The 18,209-nt window shown below is 33.5% G+C and carries 14 protein-coding genes; 6 read left to right on the forward strand and 8 right to left on the reverse strand.

The features are described from left to right. Positions 1-25: 25 nt before the first annotated feature. The 3 genes from rocD to SH09_RS15295 form a co-directional block, all read right to left on the reverse strand. Positions 26-1,219, reverse strand: a complete 1,194-nt coding sequence (gene rocD / locus SH09_RS15285) for an ornithine--oxo-acid transaminase (protein ID WP_042740451.1) — start codon at positions 1,217-1,219, stop codon at positions 26-28. A 344-nt stretch (positions 1,220-1,563) separates the two neighbouring features. Next, a complete protein-coding gene (locus tag SH09_RS15290) occupies positions 1,564-3,201 on the reverse strand; it encodes an APC family permease (RefSeq protein WP_042740452.1) in 1,638 nt (545 codons plus the stop codon). A gap of 546 nt (positions 3,202-3,747) precedes the next feature. Further along, positions 3,748-5,157, reverse strand: coding sequence for an MFS transporter (locus tag SH09_RS15295; RefSeq protein ID WP_042740453.1), 1,410 nt, complete (start codon positions 5,155-5,157; stop codon positions 3,748-3,750). Between the two features lie 196 nt (positions 5,158-5,353). Between SH09_RS15295 and SH09_RS15300 the strand changes: the two genes are divergently transcribed. Continuing rightward, positions 5,354-6,298: a nucleoside hydrolase gene (locus SH09_RS15300; protein ID WP_042740454.1), complete on the forward strand. Its 945-nt coding sequence runs from the start codon at positions 5,354-5,356 to the stop codon at positions 6,296-6,298. A 203-nt stretch (positions 6,299-6,501) separates the two neighbouring features. Here the strand turns inward: SH09_RS15300 and SH09_RS15305 are convergent, their stop codons facing one another. From SH09_RS15305 to SH09_RS15315, 3 genes are all read right to left on the reverse strand, one after another. Next, entirely contained in the window at positions 6,502-7,128 is a 627-nt protein-coding gene (locus SH09_RS15305) for a nitroreductase family protein (protein WP_042740455.1), read from the reverse strand. 205 nt (positions 7,129-7,333) lie between these two features. Further along, on the reverse strand, positions 7,334-8,638 hold the full coding sequence (locus SH09_RS15310; RefSeq protein WP_042740456.1) for an MFS transporter: 1,305 nt from the start codon (positions 8,636-8,638) through the stop codon (positions 7,334-7,336). A 188-nt stretch (positions 8,639-8,826) separates the two neighbouring features. Further along, positions 8,827-9,267, reverse strand: coding sequence for a GNAT family N-acetyltransferase (locus SH09_RS15315; protein WP_042740457.1), 441 nt, complete (start codon positions 9,265-9,267; stop codon positions 8,827-8,829). A gap of 470 nt (positions 9,268-9,737) precedes the next feature. Here SH09_RS15315 and SH09_RS15945 point away from each other — a divergent pair, with 470 nt between their 5' ends. From SH09_RS15945 to SH09_RS15335, 4 genes are all read left to right on the forward strand, one after another. Further along, on the forward strand, positions 9,738-11,891 hold the full coding sequence (locus tag SH09_RS15945) for a bifunctional glycosyltransferase/CDP-glycerol:glycerophosphate glycerophosphotransferase (protein WP_071225815.1): 2,154 nt from the start codon (positions 9,738-9,740) through the stop codon (positions 11,889-11,891). A 193-nt stretch (positions 11,892-12,084) separates the two neighbouring features. Continuing rightward, entirely contained in the window at positions 12,085-12,843 is a 759-nt protein-coding gene (locus SH09_RS15325) for an SDR family oxidoreductase (RefSeq protein WP_042740458.1), read from the forward strand. A 15-nt stretch (positions 12,844-12,858) separates the two neighbouring features. Further along, on the forward strand, positions 12,859-13,188 hold the full coding sequence (locus SH09_RS15330; RefSeq protein ID WP_042740459.1) for an ROK family protein: 330 nt from the start codon (positions 12,859-12,861) through the stop codon (positions 13,186-13,188). 80 nt (positions 13,189-13,268) lie between these two features. Next, a complete protein-coding gene (locus SH09_RS15335; protein WP_042740460.1) occupies positions 13,269-13,616 on the forward strand; it encodes a MerR family transcriptional regulator in 348 nt (115 codons plus the stop codon). 204 nt (positions 13,617-13,820) lie between these two features. Here the strand turns inward: SH09_RS15335 and betA are convergent, their stop codons facing one another. Further along, complete coding sequence (betA, locus tag SH09_RS15340) at positions 13,821-15,506, reverse strand: choline dehydrogenase (protein WP_042740461.1); 1,686 nt, start codon at positions 15,504-15,506, stop codon at positions 13,821-13,823. Positions 15,507-15,568: 62 nt separating this feature from the next. After that, the gene (gene betB, locus SH09_RS15345) at positions 15,569-17,059 is read right to left on the reverse strand and encodes a betaine-aldehyde dehydrogenase (protein WP_042740462.1); all 1,491 of its coding nucleotides are present in this window, start codon (positions 17,057-17,059) and stop codon (positions 15,569-15,571) included. Between the two features lie 187 nt (positions 17,060-17,246). Here betB and cudC point away from each other — a divergent pair, with 187 nt between their 5' ends. After that, entirely contained in the window at positions 17,247-17,804 is a 558-nt protein-coding gene (gene cudC, locus SH09_RS15350) for a choline uptake/conversion transcriptional regulator CudC (protein WP_042740463.1), read from the forward strand. Positions 17,805-18,209: the final 405 nt, after the last annotated feature.

Below are 18,209 nucleotides of genomic sequence, written 5' to 3' on the forward strand. Positions count from 1 at the left end.
CTGAATATTCGGACTTTTAATGGTATTAATGGTTTGCTTGTTCTAATACTTCAGTGATTACTTTCGCTACTGTAGCGATTTCTTCTTCATCTATTACTAATGGTGGCGAGATTCTAATGATATTACCCTGTGTTTCTTTACATAGCACACCTTGTTTAATCATTTCTAAACAATAGGTTTGCGCTGGTTTGTTAAGTTCGATTCCGATAAATAATCCCCTACCTCTGACATCTACAATTAAATCACTATCAATAAGCTGTAATTGGTTTAATAATTTTTGACCTAACTCAGCAGATCTTTCAATTAAATTTTCGTCTATTAGTACATCTAATGCTGCACTAGACACAGCACAAGCAAGTGGATTTCCACCAAATGTTGAGCCATGTGTTCCAGGTGTTAAGACATTCATTACATCTTCATTAGCGAGCACCGCAGATATCGGATATAGTCCACCACCTAATGATTTACCAAGCAAATAAATATCTGGCTCTACACCTTCCCACTCAATTGCAAATAGTTTTCCGGTACGGCCTAAACCAACTTGAATCTCATCAGCAATTAGCAATACATTATGTTGATCACATAAATTACGCACTTCCTGTATAAAGTACTCTGGCGGAATATTTACACCACCTTCACCTTGTATAGGTTCTAAGATAATAGCTGCTGTATTTTCATTGATAAGTGATTTCAAGGTTGTAACATCTCCATAATCAACTGTATGCATATTATCTAATAATGGCGTAAACCCTTTTTTATAACTTTCTTGAGATGAAAGTGACAGTGCACCTAATGTACGACCATGAAAGTTTCCATTCATTGCGATTATTTCTGGTTTACCTTCTTCAATACCTTTGACATCTGTTCCCCATTTACGAGCAATCTTTATTGCTGTTTCTATGGCTTCTGTACCAGTATTCATTGGTAATACCTTATCTTTGTTTGCAAGATTACATATTTTTTCTTCCCATTGACCTAAATTGTCACTATAGAGTGCCCTAGATACCATGGTTATTTTTTCACTTTGTTCTTGGAAAGCCTTAATAATTTTAGGATGACAATGACCGTGGTTGACGACTGAAAATCCTGATACACAGTCAATATAACTATTTCCATCCACATCCCAAACCTTAGCGCCTAAACCTTTAGTCAAAGCTAGTTTTAATGGACTGTAATTGTTAGAACTGTATCGATCTGTTAATTCAAATAAATCGTTCATCTTAACCCTCATTCCTTTATATTTATTCCTGAAATTGAATTAATATTCAAAATCATACAACGATATTGGCAATTAGTCAAAGATTATTTTTAAAAAAATTGCATATTTTAAATCTTTTAATTTACTACACTGTTGATTTTTTAAAATTAAGAATCCATATCATTCTTATTCAACGGCTATATCTTCACAATATTATGATGTATTTATTTTGCATATTTTTCATTCAGAAATTTTTATTTTTTCATATCTTTTAAAAGACCAAAAAAAATTTCTTAACTTTGAAATAAAAAAGAACAAACTGGTACATAATTAGTCCAGTTTGTTCTTTTTATAATTATCAATGTTTATTCTTGGTTTTCTAACTTTTGTTCTTCTTTTAAATTCTGACGCATATCTTTATTGATCTTTTTAGCGCGCTTAAAGTACACACTTTCAAAGTAACTTGTAGTACCCAGCTTATAAAAGATTAATGCAACGATGATAATAACGACAAAGTCATATGGATAATGTATCCAGTTCATACCTTTAAATTCTTTACTTCCTATAAATGACAAGAAGGCAAGAATAATTAAGTATAAAATAATCCATAAACTACCACCAATTTGTTTCTTAGTATTTTTCCAATTCATCTTATATTCATAGAAGAAATAAATCGGTAAACCTAAGATAATAATAAAGATAACTTCAGCTGTCGTTGGCCACATTGCCCAGTAAATTGCTAGTGAAGCTAACACGAATGAGAATGGTGCCATAAATTTCAACATATTTGCACGGAATGGTCTGTGCATTTTTGGCGCCATTTTACGTAATGAAATAACGGTCGTTGGACCAGTTAAGTACGCAACTAATGTTGCCGTTGAAATTACGCTCGCCAACACTGCCCAATCTCTAAATAGTGATACCATGACCATACTGATAATGGCATTAAAAATAATAGCGACACGTGGAATTTTATATTTATCGTTCATTTTTCCTAAGAACTTAGGAATATGTCCATTTTTCTCCATTGCACGTAATACACGACCTGTAACAGCCACAAATGATACACCTGTACCAAATGGAGACACAACTGCTTCTATATAAAGTAGTATCGCTAACCAATTTAAACCTAATAAGATAGCCATATCAGCAAATGGAGAGTTAAAGTTAATTCCACTCCAACCTTTAGAATGAATCATATCTTGTGGCATAGATGTGATAAACGTACTCTGTAATACAATATAAAGTAGGGCACTTAGTGTTAGTGAAATTGCAATACCTCTTGCAATATTCTTCTCTGGTTTCTGTATTTCAGAACCCATATTAATGATTGTTTGGAAAGCATTAAATGAGAAGATAATACCGGATGCTGTTGTAGCAGCAAATATTGGTGCTGATCCATACGGCATAAATTGACCTGCAGTATGACCATAGTTTCCTGCGTCAAATCCAGAAATCATTAACATAATAATAGTTAATAATGGCACACCAAGTTTAAATACAGATATTAAACTCGTAAATGAAGTAAGTAATTTAACTGACCAGTAGTTTAATAATGAAAAGATAATGATGATAATAAACACAGCAAACAATCCAGAATTACTGATTGTGCCACCTTTCATTAAACCGGACGTAAATTTAGCCCACTCCCATGGCCATGAACTCATATATTGAACTGCAGAAACGGCTTCAATTGGAATAATTGTAACTAAAGATACCCAGTTTGCCCACGCAGCAATAAATCCTAGTAACGAACCGTGTGTATACTGAGCATAGTTACTCATTCCGCCTGATTGTGGAAACATTGTACCAATTTCAATATAGTTATAAGCGATGGAGCCTATAACTACAAAACCTATAATCCATGAAATAATTGCAGCTGGGCCAGCAATAGAAGACGCCTCCCATGCACCAAATAGCCAACCTGAACCAATGAGTGATCCAAGCCCTAATAGTACAAGCTGCGACAAATTAATTTTTTCACTCTTTTTCTGTTTTCCCATAAAAACTCCTACTATTCATCTTTTTATATTCATATCAAGGTAAATGTACAATGTATACACTTTCTTGTATATGTTGTTATTATACGCATATTAAAATTCAAGTCAAATCAACATTTTATCGCTATTTTTTTGAATACAATTGAATATTAATACGTTATACGACTTCAAAATGCATAAACGTAGCACGCAACAAATTGCCTTTCCCGTCACTATATAAAGTCGATGAAGCATTTTTTATTGATGTTACTCAATTATTCATAAATAGTATATCGGCATCTACAACAATTCATTGCTCATATAAAGGTTAAAGACTGTCATATCAACGGTTCATAGTGAATTTAACCCTAGATTTCAAATTATTTGTTACATATTATACTATTTATTGTATTTTTACATAAATAATTATTAAATATGGATTTTAGAGCCTTTAGATAGTTAATAATTGCATTTTATAATGTTACTCAAATATATAATCACCAATTATACTTATTAAAAATTATAGTTAATAAATATTTTTACTCTAATAAAGTTAAATAACAATAGTTATCAAGATGATGAGTTATTTATTTTATTTTCCTGCTCCCACCATAAGGCTTCTTCAGGGTTATTCACCACTTCCTCATATTCTTTATCTGTTTCTACATTTGGATATGAACCTTTTAATGATTTATTGGAAGTTGACTTAAACATCGTCACAAAGACAATGAGACCAACAACATTGATAAACATTAAATAGTAAGATGGCGCAATTTTTTGTCCAGTTGTCTCTACTAAGGTTGATAAAATAAATGGTGTAAGTCCACCAAAAATTGCAGCACCAATGTTATAAACAAGTGATAACGTGCGCAATCTCACTTTTGTATAGAACATACTCGGTAGTAATGAAGGCATCACACCTTCAAATGTAGCCATAAAACAAGCAATAATTAATAAACCGACAATGACTAGAGGTAAAACTGGTATGCTCATCAGCCAAAATGCAAAGACTGAAAACAAACTAAAGCCAACTAGACCAAAGAGGATAGTTCTTTTATTACCCACTTTATCGCTATACCAACCAAAGAAAAATACTGCTGGAATCATTATAACCATTGTCAATGTACTTAATACGGATCCCATGGCTCCACCTAAATGAATTGTTTGATTTAAGAATGAAGGCATGAACGACAACACCATATAATTTGCCACATTTAAAAAGGCCACTCCTGTAAAACAAACGATAACGTCTTTCCAATAATATTTGAATATGTCTAAATAGGAATATTCTAGTGCTTGTTGTTCTTCTAATGTCGTTTCATAGGCCGGGCTTTCATCAAGGCTTGAACGTAAAATAATGCCTATAATGCCAAATGGTGCTGCTAAAATAAATGGAATTCTCCAACCCCAGTCAGACATTTGTTGGTCACTTAGCAATGCATAAAGCGTACCAACCAATAGGGCCGCCATGATATTGCCTATTAATGTGCCTATTTCTAATCCACTACCTAGCTTACCTCGTGTCTTATCAGGCGCTGTCTCTGCAATATAAGTCATTGCCCCTGCATATTCTCCACCAGTTGAAAATGATTGCACCATACGCACTACTAACAATAGAATTGGTGCCCAAATACCTATTTGTTCCTGTGTTGGCAAGAGCCCTAATAGTAAAGTAGATGCTGCCATAAGTAATATGGTTGTTGATAATACGATTTTCCTCCCATATTTATCACCTAAATGACTGAAAAAAATCCCCCCAATTGGTCGCACAATAAACGCAAATGCAAACACTGCAAAAGTAGAAATAATTTGTAGTTGTGCCGGTAAGTTCCCAAAGAAATTAGCACTTAAAATTACAGCTAATTGTGCATACAAACCAAAGTCAAACCATTCAATTGCATTACCTATACCAGTTGCAACTATACTTTTCTTAGTTTGATCTGAATCTACCTTATTAACATTTTCCTTTTTAAATTTCACAAAAATTACACCCCTTAAAAATTCGCTTACTTTTTTAAATAACCTATGCAACTATCAATAAACAATTTACACTTTTATAAATAGCATAAATTAATAACAACTATAGATATTGCGACAGCATTTATAAAAAATCATCACAGTAATTCTTTGATATAATATAGATAATTCTAATTTTTACATGGAGGTCTATTACCAAATGAAACACATATATTTTAACCATGATGGTGGCGTAGATGATTTAGTATCCTTATTTCTTCTACTACAAATGGATGATGTCAAATTAGTGGGTGTAAGTGCAATCGGTGCTGATAGTTATGTAGAGCCTGCAGTAAGCGCTTCACAAAAAATTATTAATCGCTTTGCTCATTATCCAATTGATGTTGCTGCATCAGTAGAGCGTGGAAAGAACCCTTTTCCTAAAGATTGGCGTATGCACGCATTTTTCATGGATGCTTTACCGATATTAAACGAACCTGTTAAAGCACAACATGCACAGATGCTGTCACATCATGCATACGAAGATATTATTGAAAAGTTACATAACGCTACAGAAAAAATTACATTATTATTTACTGGACCATTAACAGATCTGGCAAAGGCACTTACTGTTGATCCTACAATCACTGAACATATTGAACGACTGGTTTGGATGGGCGGTACTTTCTTATCAAAAGGAAATGTCGAGGAGCCTGAACATGATGGTACTGCAGAGTGGAATGCTTTTTGGGACCCTGAAGCAGTCAAGACCGTCTTTGATACAGACATCAAAATTGATATGGTTGCATTAGAAAGCACAAATCAAGTACCTTTGACCTGGGATATTAGACAGGCCTGGGCAAATGAAAGGCAGTACACTGGTGTAGACTTCTTAGGTGTCAGCTATGCAGCTGTTCCACCATTAACGCACTTCCAGACTAACTCAACTTATTTTCTATGGGATGTCTTAACTACTGCTTATACGGGATGCCCAGACCTCGTGAAACAAAAGACAGTCATGGCATCAGTATATACAAACGGACCAAGCCAAGGTCAAACATATATAGATGAACAAGCAGGTAGACCCCTCGCGGTAGTCTATCACGTTGACCATGATAGGTTCTTCAAGTTTATGACTGATTTAGCGAAACGTGTAAAAGATTAAATCCGCTATATAGCTTTCATCTATGCAAACCTATAACTGTCATTAGTAGTAATTATTAATCTTTAATTAAATTACAAAACATAAAAATATCAAAGCATAAAAAAGACCCTTAAACTTCAACCGTTGATAAATTGACTTAGTATCTTACTTTAAGCCTTTATCTAAAATGGTTAAGCTTTTAAGGGTCTTACATTATCTATATTCTATACGTGGCGAGTCACAGTATCTACTGGTAATCTATATGAATCATGACCAGGATTTTTCTCTTTACCAATTGCAACAATCATCACTGGTTCATAACGTTCTGGGTCAAGGTCAAATGCTTCTGCAATTTGATCACGTTCAAATCCACCAATTGGGTTTGTATCGTAACCATATGCTCTTGCTACTAACATAAATTGCATTGCTGCTAAACTACTATCTATTTTAATGATGTCATTCATTTCTGCTTTTGATAAACTTTTATAGTATGGTAATACTTTAGCTAACATTTCATCTTTAACATCTTCTGGCATCATCCCATGCTCTACAGCACTATTATAAATTTCTTCACCGTGCTCGTAGTTTTGCATATCCCCAAAGATGACTACCATTTCTGCTGAAGTATCATTTTGTCTCGTATTAAAGCGAATAAGTGGTCGTAATTTATCTTTACCTTCGTCACTTTCTACTACTAAGAAACGCCATGGCTGCATATTTACAGAAGAAGGTGCCTTCGTTGCTTTTTGTATGATTTCGTCCATTTCTGCTTGAGGTATTTTAACAGTTTCATCAAATACTTTAACTGATTTTCTATTCATTACTACATCTTCAAAATTATTATTAATCATGTTCAATGCTCCTTAATTATTTTTTACAAAATCAAATTATACTCAATTTATTACGGATTACAAATCATCTGTTTATAAAATTACCAAATATTATTTTACATATCTTTAAAAATAACTTCTAAACACAAAAAATGCACATTTCTTTAATTAGAAATGTGCATTTTCATATCATATTATTAATTCACTTCAAAAATTCAATTTACATTTAATTATTAATAGATATTTTCTTTATACCTGGCTTAACAAAGCACATTGCAATAATACCTATAACTGCTGCAATGACCGCTGAAATAAACATTGATGAATAACCATAAGATGTTACTAAGATTCCTGTTAAAGTCGGAGCGATAATCGTAGCGGAATTCACGAAAAAGTGTGTCATTCCACCATATGTTCCAGTCTTTTTAGGTGCTGTATCAATAATGACTGCCCAATAAACGGCATTTGGCAAGAAGATACAAGCATTACCTAACATCATCAAAAACATAATCCAGGCAATATTGTTAGTTGTTGGAATAATCAAGAAACAAATCGCCGCTAAAGTCATTCCAAAAATAGCTAAACCGGATCTGGCAATTCTAAGACTGCCTGTTTTATAACGTAACCAGTCCGAAAGTCTACCACCAAAATACGCAGTAAAACAAGCCCCAATCCATGGAATCATACCTAAATACCATAACGAATGTATTTCAAAATGATATTCATCTTGTAAATATTTTGGTGTCCAAGTTAATATTAAAAAGTTTATGTATTGGAAGCCAAAGTAGCCAATCATATTAAACACAAGCGTCGGACTCTTGAAAAAATGATACCATTTTTCATGTGCATTGTGCTCTGTTTCTACAGTTTTTTCACCTTCGACTGTTGATTCAGTAGAACGTATTGCCGTTAATTCTTCTTTAGACACATGTTTATTATCTTCTGGATAGTCTGTAAACACTTTATACCATATGATAATCCAAATAAGTCCAATAAGCCCTAATAAAACAAATAATACACGCCAATTAGAAATCGTTAAGAATCCTGATACAATTGGTGCCGTAATCAATGCACCTAATGGTACACCAATCAAGCCAAGCGCAGACAGTAATCCGCGTTCCTTTGGTGCAGCCCAGTTAGCATTTGTTTTACTAATTGTCGAAAAGATTGGACCTTCTGACACACCAAATAATACACGCATCAATCCAAATCCAGCAATTGCTGATCCACCAAACAATGCCATGCCTATTTCACCTGCAAAAGCCATACCGATTTCAAACAGTGACCATAATGTTCCAGCCACTAGCCATACAAACTTCGGCCCTTTTTTGTCTGCAGTAATGCCTCCAAATAACGAACCAAGCATATAACCATATCCAAAGTAGCCTAATATAGCACCCCAAGCAATATTATCAAAACCAAATTCCTTAATAATATCTTCTTGAGCATATGAAATAGCACCACGATCAACATAATTAATCATAGTCATTACGATGATCATCGTAATGATAAAGTATCGATAATTTTTCACCTTGCTCCCCCCATGTTTAAACACTTAAATCATAAGAAAACTTAACTCTATTTGTAAGCGTTGTCAATATAATTTTTTAATTAATTTGATTTTTCAAAAAATTAAAAATCCAAAAACCCTTGTAACGACAACAATAATGTCACTTAAAATTTTAATTTAAAATATAATCTTTCTATTTATTATGTCTTTCATTCTAATGATAAACTCATGGTCATTTGCTCCACTTGATATCCTAACGCAGTATAAAAACGCTGTACCGTATTACTTGTGAAGACATTTAATTTTAAAGTCAGAAGTCCTTGATCCTGTGCATACTTTTGAATAAAGTTTATTAATTCCTTTGCAATATGCATCCCTCTATATTCCTCAAACACGTAAAGCTCATAAATAAATCCATATGCTTGTTGTGTTAAATAATCAAATTTTGTATCAAATAATATAAAACCTTTAATCGATTCCCCTTCTTTCCACACAAAGTATCGTGCACCTTTTGACACTAATTCTTTCGATAATGCTTTAAGTGCATCATCAGATACAGCTATTTGACAATTCATAGCCTCTTTAAACAAATAGGGTACTGCGTTATAAATCACTTTCAAGTCTTTATTCGTCGCTAATTTAATAAACATTTGATCACTTCCTTCTATTATTATGTTTACTATTTATTTGATTGTTTTCATTGCCATAAACCACACTAAAAACTATTCTAATTGTACTCAAATCATATAACACAAAACATTGTTGTATATTTACGTTTTATTTTTTAGAACTAATATTAAATTTTAAATAATATTCTACAAAAATTACCTATAATTTAGTTTAATCACTAGATATATTAAATTTTTATAGTAAAATAAGAGAGGTGGTTTTTTACCATGTGCTGTATTTTCATAATTCAAAAGTAAAAAATACACATTTACATGGTATAATTTAACTATTCATACAAACAACAAGACTACTACTATTTCTTAATACAGAGAAACTACTGTATCTAGACTAAGGTATGACCAAAGTAAGTTAACATTTGAAATAACCACTTACTTTTTGTTACATTCTACCTTATAAAAATTAAGAAAAAAATTGAAAAAGAGGTAAAACAATGAAGTCTATATCCGTTATAGTAACTTACTACAACTCAGAAGATTATATAGAGAGATGTCTAAATAGTCTTAAACATCAGCGATTCCAAGATTTCGAATTAATCTTAGTGAACGATGGTTCAACGGACCAATCTAAAGTCATCGCTACACAAATACTTAAAGATTGGGATATTACCGTTAAAGAAATTGATTTAGAACAAAATATGGGCCATGCACACGCAAGAAATGTGGCAATGAAATCAGTAGAAGCGCCCTACTTCGTTTTTGTAGATTCAGATGATTATCTCGCTTCTTACGCCCTATCATTCTATATGAAAAACTTGAATCATTTTGATGCTTTAATCGCACCAATTCACTCATTTACACTTGATATTCCTCAATATGTGGATCAAAATCTTGTAAGAGTTAGTTACTTAGATACGAAAGAAAATTCTAATCAATTTTTACGTAAGCATTCTGCGTGTAATATCGTCTTTAAAACTGCTATCGTCCATGGACACAACATACAGTTTAATGAAGATTTAAATATATTTATTGACTGGTCATTTGTACTAGAATTTATTAAATATGCTAATAAATTCGTACGTGTCAGTCGCTTCCCTTTCTATATTAAAGGAGAAGTATATGATCCATTTTTAAAACCGACGTTATCTAAACAAGACTTTGGCGTAATCTTTAACGATTATGTTTATAGCTTTAGTGACTCAGTCAAACGTGCGTCAAGACAAGAAAACAAAGCATTCATTCGCAATAAAATGAAAAACTTACTGAAGCATTCATTCGAACCGTCATTGAGAAAGACACCAGAACGTTACGAACAACATAGTGAATTATTACCAAAAGTAGTACGTTCATTATTCCCGTCTATTATAAAAAATGAAAAACCTTTATTTATTATAGAAATGCTATTATTGATGTTTAACAAACGTAATAAAGCATTTAAAGTCAATCGCATACGCAAAAATACGAGATTATTGAAAAGTGTTGTTCTAAAAAGGAAAAATAAAAATCGTGCACACTATCAATTAACCGATAACATCGATAAAGTAAATCCAAGAACGATTGTTTTTGAATCATTTGGTGGTAAAAATTATAGCGATAGCCCTAAATATATTTATGAATATATGATGAAACATTATCCTCAATTAGAATTTATTTGGGTATTCAAAAGTCCAGACAAAGCCTTTTTACCTGGTCCAGCTAAAAAAGTAAAGAAAGGCTCTGCTGCTTACTATGATGCATATTCAAGAGCTAAATATTGGGTGTCTAACGCTAGATTACCGCTTTATTTAAATAAAAAACCAAACCAAGTCTACATACAGACATGGCACGGTACACCTTTAAAACGATTAGCAAATGACATGAAAGTCGTTCGTATGCCAGGTACAACAACGGATAATTATAAACGTAATTTCCGTGAAGAAACTAATCGTTGGGATTACCTTATCTCACCAAATGCATATTCATCTAAAATTTTCGAGACAGCTTTCTGGATGCCACCCGAAAAAATCTTAGAAATTGGATACCCTAGAAATGATGTCTTAGTAAACAGAGCGAATGACCAAGCATTTATACAACAAATTAAAGAAAATCTAAACCTTCCAGAAGGTAAAAAGGTCATTATGTATGCTCCTACTTGGCGAGATGATGAATTTGTGAAAAAAGGTAAATATCTATTCGACTTAAAAATTGATTTAGATAATTTACAACAAAAGCTAGGCGACGACTATGTTGTATTACTAAGAATGCATTATCTAATTTCAAATGCGTTAGACCTACGTGGTTACGAAGACTTTGCAATAGACGTATCAAATTACAGCGATATTTCAGAGCTATATCTAATTTCTGATTGTTTAATTACAGATTATTCATCAGTTATGTTCGATTTCGGTGTATTAAAACGCCCTCAAATCTTCTTTGCTTATGACTTAGATAAATATGACCAAGACCTACGTGGATTCTATCTTGATTTCCACAACGACTTACCAGGTCCAATTTATAAAGATGCTTATCAATTAGCAGATGATTTACAGAACTTAGATAAAATTACCAATGACTACCAAGGTAAGATTGATAAATTCTATAATGATTTCTGTTCAATAGAAAATGGTAAAGCTTCAAAAGCAATTTCAGACTTAATAACTGAAAAATAATTTCTATTTAAATCTGTGCTAAAATTAATAAACTCCAAATAAGATCATTAAACTAAAACCACCAACAAATGGGATACTCCCTAATTTGTTTGTGGTTTTTAATTGATATATCTTAACCCCCTTCTACATATAACTTGCTTAAGAGCGTACTCTAAGGTGTAACGTAACGTTATAAAAATTAGGAGGTAATATGATGGGTAAATTTAATTCATTAAACAACAAAGTCGTAGTCATTACCGGGGGAGCAAAAAATCTAGGTCGCTTATTAAGTGAAACCTATGCAAGAGAGGGTGCAAATATTATCATTCATCATCATAATGATAACAGTTTAAAGCAAGCTAATCATACTTTAGAAACCGTCAAAGACTTAGGAGGTAACGGCGCAATCTTTTCTGGTGACTTAACTCAAATCGAAAATATCCAAGCTTTATTTGCATTTGCCGAAAAAACTTTCGGAAAAATTGATATCGCTATCAATACAGTGGGTAAAGTATTAAAACAACCAATTGCAGATACCAGTGAAGAAGATTTCGACATAATGCAATCTATCAATGCCAAACAGGCATATTTTTTTATTAAATATGCAGAACAGTATATGAATGATGACGGGAAAATTATTTCAATTGCAACATCATTGTTAGCAGCATATACAGGTTTCTACTCAACGTATGCAGGTGAAAAAGCACCACTAGAACATTATACAAGAGCTGCTTCTAAAGAGTTTATGGCACGTGGTATTTCTGTAAATAATGTGGCACCAGGCCCAATGGATACACCTTTCTTTTATCCGCAAGAATCTGACGATGCTGTTGCTTTCCATAAATCGCAAGCATTACACAATCAACTCACACAAATTGAAGATATTGCGCCAATCGTCAAATTTCTCACTTTAGAAGGTTGGTGGATTAACGGTCAAACGCTATTTGCAAATGGGGGTTACACGACAAGATAAATGGAGGTTTTAAAGATGCAATATTTTATAGCAGATTTCTTAAATCCAAATACGCAATTAAGCATCATTGACGGGCAAGGTGAAATCATTGATCAACAAACCGTACGAATAGAACCAACAGAGTATGTCAACCAGCTTGCAGAGTATATCATTGAACTGTCTCACGAAAACCACTTATATCATGATGATATTAAAGCAATCGGACTTAGCATCACAGATATCAGTGCCATCAATTATTCAGAATTAGCACAACTAAAAACTGATTTAGAAAGTAAATTCGGCTTCAGTGCGTACATTGAACAAGATCATGATAATCTAGTTCAATCTCTTATTCAGTATAAATAACAACTAGATTAAATCTATTAAATTAACCATAACAATGATTAACTAAAAAACACCGCAATTGCAATATAGGAGCGTTTATAATGAATGTAAAGCAGGCAGCAGAAAAAATTGGCATGAGTGCACACACAATTAGATACTATGACAAATCCGGATTATTTCCATTTATTGAACGCGATCAAAATGGTAATAGAGATTTTAAGGAAGAAGACCTCTATTGGATAGAATTTGTGAAGTGTATGAGACAAACACATATGCCTATTGCACAAATCAAACAAATTGCAGAACTCTATCATCAAGGTCCAGCAACTAAAAACGATAGGATTGAAATATTGAAGCTACACCAACAAAATCTCATGCAACAAAGTACCTTAATCGAAGAAGCATTAAACACTTTAGAACATAAATTTACGCTTATCGAAAAGGAATAACATCGTTTGGGAGAATTTAATATAAAATAATATATAAAACGAAGTCGACCTTGAATAGCAGTAACTAAATGCTTGTCTATTAAATCAATCATCATTTGTTGTACCCACATTCCATATCAAAAAAGCAGTGAAGTCACGTTAGTTATAACGTCAGCTTCACTGCTTTATTTTTATATGCTATATAATCACTATTGGTGAGTGGAATTATTTAATAGTTCCAGCATCTTTGTCATGTACACCATGACGATAGAAATCAATATATTCTGGTTCTAATGGTTTCTTACCTCTGATGATATCAGCTGCTCTTTCAGCCATCATTAGTACTGGAGAGTGAATATTACCATTAGTCGTACGTGGCATTACAGATGCATCTACTACACGTAGGTTTTCCATACCATGTACTTTAAATGTATCTGGGTCAACAACTGACAGTTCATCAGATTTAGGTCCCATTTTACAGCTACATGATGGATGTAATGCTGTTTCACCATCACGCTTAACCCATTCGATAATTTCTTCGTCTGTTTGAACTTCAGGTCCTGGTGAAATTTCTCCACCGTTAAATGGATCTAATGCTTTTTGAGACAAGATGTTTCTTGCAACTTTGATTGCTTCTACCCATTCACGTTTATCTTCTTCTGTTGATAGATAGTTAAATACAAAGTCTGGTTTTTCGAACGGATCTTTAGATTTAATCTTCAAATGACCACGAGAATTTGAGTACATTGGACCAACGTGAACTTGGTATCCGTGTGCTGTTGGCGCTTTTGTACCATCATATCTTACAGCAATTGGTAAGAAATGGAACATTAAGTTTGGATAATCTACTTCGTCATTTGAACGTACGAATCCGCCGCCTTCGAAATGGTTAGATGCTGCAGCACCTTTACGTCCGAAGATCCATTGTAAACCAATAAATGGCATTTTTAATTTATTTAAACTTGGTTGCATTGATACAGGTTCTTTACATGCATGTTGCACATATACTTCTAAATGGTCTTCAAAGTTTTCACCGACACCAGGTAAGTGTAAACGTGGCTCGATACCAACTGAACGTAGGTGTTCTGAATCACCAATACCAGATAATTGTAATAATTGTGGAGAGTTGATTGCCCCACCTGATAAAATAATTTCTTTTGCTTCTACAGTATGTTCTTTACCATTTTTCTTAAATGTAACACCTGTCACTTTATTATTACCTTCGAAATTCAATTTAGTAACGAATGCACGTGTTTGTACGTCTAGATTTTTACGTTTCATTGCTGGGTGTAAATAAGCTCTTGATGCTGATACACGACGTCCATTGTGTACTTGGCTATCAAAAGGTCCGAAACCTTCTTGACGGAAACCATTCACGTCAGGTGTTTTATTATATCCTGCTTCTACTCCTGCATTAAAGAATGCTTGGAATAATGGGTTTGTAGCTGGGCCACGACGTAATTTAATCGGACCATAATGTCCACGATATGGATCATCTTTAGTTGAGCCGAAAGTTGTTTCTAATCGTTTAAAGTATGGTAAACAATGTGCAAAATCCCATTTCTCCATACCTTCTGGTTTAGCCCATTTCTCATAGTCCATTGGGTTACCACGTTGATAAATCATACCATTGATAGAACTTGAACCACCTAATACTTTACCACGTGCGTGGCCTACTTTACGTCCATCCATATGTGGTTCTTCATTTGTTTCATAAATCCAGTCATATAGCTTGTTACCTGCTGGGTACATTAATGCTGCTGGCATTTGAATTAATAGGTCCCAAGGATAATCACTACGTCCTGCTTCTAATACAAGTACGTTTTTTGAAGCATCTTCACTTAATCTGCCTCCTAATACTGAACCAGCACTTCCGCCACCAATGATAATATAATCATAAGATTTTCTCATTTTTATATTGCCTCCTAAAATTTATGTCTAACTTTGTGTTTATTTATATTTTCTTAAAAGTATTATTTGCCAAACCAATTCACAGGTTCTGGGTTTGTGTTACGTAGAATATGTTTTTCTTCTTGATATTCAGCTAAGCCAGCTTTACCAAGTTCTCTACCAATACCTGATTGTTTATAGCCACCCCATGGTGCTTGTGCAAAGTATGGGTGGAAATCATTAATCCAAACTGTACCCATCTTCAATTTATTTACCACACGTTCTGCTTTAGAAATATCATTTGTAAATACGCCGCCTGCTAAGCCATAAATAGAGTCGTTAGCTATTTCAATAGCTTCTTCTTCAGTTGAAAAGCCTTCTACTGTTACAACTGGGCCAAATACTTCTTCTTGCACGATACGCATTGATGTATCACAATCAGTGATTACAGTTGGCTCAAAGAAGAATCCATCTTTTAAGTCTTCACGTTCTGGGCGTTTACCACCAACAGCAATTGTTGCATTTTCAGATTTCGCTACTTCCATATAGCCTTCAATTTTTTCACGGTGTTCAGCTGAAATCACAGGTCCCATTTCAGTTTCAGCATCAAATCCATTACCTAATTTGATACGTTTAACTCTATCGATTAATGCAGCCTCAAATTTGTCTTTGATGTCATTATGGACAATAATTCTCGCACCAGCTGAACAAACTTGACCTGCATGGAAGAATCCACCATTTAACGCTTGATCAACAGCTAAATCGAAATCTGCGTCATCAAAGATAATATTTGGATTTTTACCGCCTAATTCTAATGCAATATTTGTCACATTGTCTGCAGCATTTTTCATAATATGTTTACCTGTTTGAATACCACCAGTAAACGATACTAAGTCTACCTCTTTATGTGATGATAATGGCTCACCGACTTCTGAACCCTTACCTAATACTAAATTAATTACCCCTTTAGGGAATCCTACTTCTTCCATCAATTCAAATACACGAATCGTTGTTAACGGAGTAATTTCACTTGGTTTCATGACTAATGAACAACCTGTTGCTAATGCAGGTGCTATCTTCCAAGAAGCTTGGAGTAATGGATAGTTCCAAGGTGTGATTTGAGTAACAACACCGATTGGTTCTTTGATAATTTTACTTTCTGTATTTGGAATTGGTGAATCAACAATTTCTCCACCATCTTTGTCTGCTAAACCAGCAAAGAAATTAAATACATTAGCAATATCGTCCATATCAGCATAAGATTCTTCTAACGTTTTACCAGTGTCTAGCGTTTCAAGTTTCGCTAACTCTTCACGATGTTTTACGATTAAATCAGCAATCGCTCTTACTTTCTTGCCACGATTCTCACTTGTTTCATTTGCCCATTCACCTTTTTCGAATGAACGTCTTGCCGCTAAAATTGCACGTTCGCTATCTTCTGCTGTACCTTCTGCAACTTCAAAAATCACTTCTTGATTATATGGATTAATAATTTCTCTTGTTTCTTTATTTGAGCTTTCAACCCACTCACCATCGATAAATTGACGACGAGATAAATTACTTACAAGTTCCATTAAAATTACCTCCGTTAAGTTTGTTAAATTTTTATTTAACGAATTTTATAGATTTTATGTTAGCATAGTAATTGAAAGGGTGTCAAACGCGTTTAAGTATAAATGATTAATTCAACGCATATGACGCGTTCTCATAAAAACTTTACCCATATAGATAAATTTTAATAATGGGTAGGAGGTATATGTCGTGGTAAAAATAAATGATCCTGAACATCAATTAGAAACAGCAAAAGATATTTTCATTAATGCAATTGGTGAGACGATGGACTTATATGGCATTAATCGTAGTGTAGGAAACCTTTATGGCACAATGTTATTCGAAGACAGCATGACGCTAGATGAAATGCGTGAAGAATTACAGATGAGTAAGCCAAGCATGAGTGCAGGCGTTAAAAGACTACAAGAGTTTGATATCGTCAAGCAAAAATTCACTCGTGGTAGCCGCAAACAACACTTTGTAGCTGAAAAGGATTTCTTCAATTTCTTTGGTAATTTTTTCCCAAGGAAATGGCGTCGTGAAATTGTAATCAATACAGAAGCTGTTCATAAAGCAATAGCAATTATTGACACACTCAATGACAGAGAAGGTATAGACGAAGCCGTAAAAGCTGAAGGTAACGATATCAAACAGCAATTAATTGATACTTTGCCATACTTTGAATGGCTAGAAAATATTAGCCATGCAATTGAAACAGGCGAAATTTATAAACACTACCCTATTCCTGAACAAAAGTATAAATATTAACTTTGACACTTTATGTATTACTATTCATATTTACTTTATTTAACTGCATGATACTTAGTTAACAGGATGCATTCGCTGCCCCTATTTCATATCAATGGAACTGAGGGGCTATTTTTATGCTTTAATATATCTTCTTAGTACTTATATATACCACTTTGATTACCACGACCTGCCACTCACTATTACAAAATGCATATAAAGGGACAAACGAATTTATCTCAGCACATGCATAAAGGTGCTGAAACATATGGTACCTTCATCACAAACATGTCTCTTTAAACATGATCCATTATTTTATATGCTAACGCTTAAATCTAAAAAAGCAGGTTGGAACATTTAAAATATTCCAACCTGCTTATGCATCTATTAACACTTATAAATAAGTGACTGTTATGTTTTATGATT

It is taken from the genome of Staphylococcus gallinarum (assembly GCF_000875895.1).
Taxonomy (GTDB): Bacteria; Bacillota; Bacilli; order Staphylococcales; family Staphylococcaceae; genus Staphylococcus; species Staphylococcus gallinarum.

Bases quoted from the DNA above. Each gene is read 5' to 3' on its own strand.
- rocD (WP_042740451.1), bottom strand. From the start codon at position 1,219: ATGAACGATTTATTTGAATTAACAGATCGATACAGTTCTAACAATTAC.
- SH09_RS15290 (WP_042740452.1), bottom strand. From the start codon at position 3,201: ATGGGAAAACAGAAAAAGAGTGAAAAAATTAATTTGTCGCAGCTTGTA.
- SH09_RS15300 (WP_042740454.1), top strand. From the start codon at position 5,354: ATGAAACACATATATTTTAACCATGATGGTGGCGTAGATGATTTAGTA.
- SH09_RS15305 (WP_042740455.1), bottom strand. From the start codon at position 7,128: ATGATTAATAATAATTTTGAAGATGTAGTAATGAATAGAAAATCAGTT.
- SH09_RS15315 (WP_042740457.1), bottom strand. From the start codon at position 9,267: ATGTTTATTAAATTAGCGACGAATAAAGACTTGAAAGTGATTTATAAC.
- SH09_RS15945 (WP_071225815.1), top strand. From the start codon at position 9,738: ATGAAGTCTATATCCGTTATAGTAACTTACTACAACTCAGAAGATTAT.
- SH09_RS15325 (WP_042740458.1), top strand. From the start codon at position 12,085: ATGGGTAAATTTAATTCATTAAACAACAAAGTCGTAGTCATTACCGGG.
- SH09_RS15330 (WP_042740459.1), top strand. From the start codon at position 12,859: ATGCAATATTTTATAGCAGATTTCTTAAATCCAAATACGCAATTAAGC.
- SH09_RS15335 (WP_042740460.1), top strand. From the start codon at position 13,269: ATGAATGTAAAGCAGGCAGCAGAAAAAATTGGCATGAGTGCACACACA.
- betA (WP_042740461.1), bottom strand. From the start codon at position 15,506: ATGAGAAAATCTTATGATTATATTATCATTGGTGGCGGAAGTGCTGGT.
- betB (WP_042740462.1), bottom strand. From the start codon at position 17,059: ATGGAACTTGTAAGTAATTTATCTCGTCGTCAATTTATCGATGGTGAG.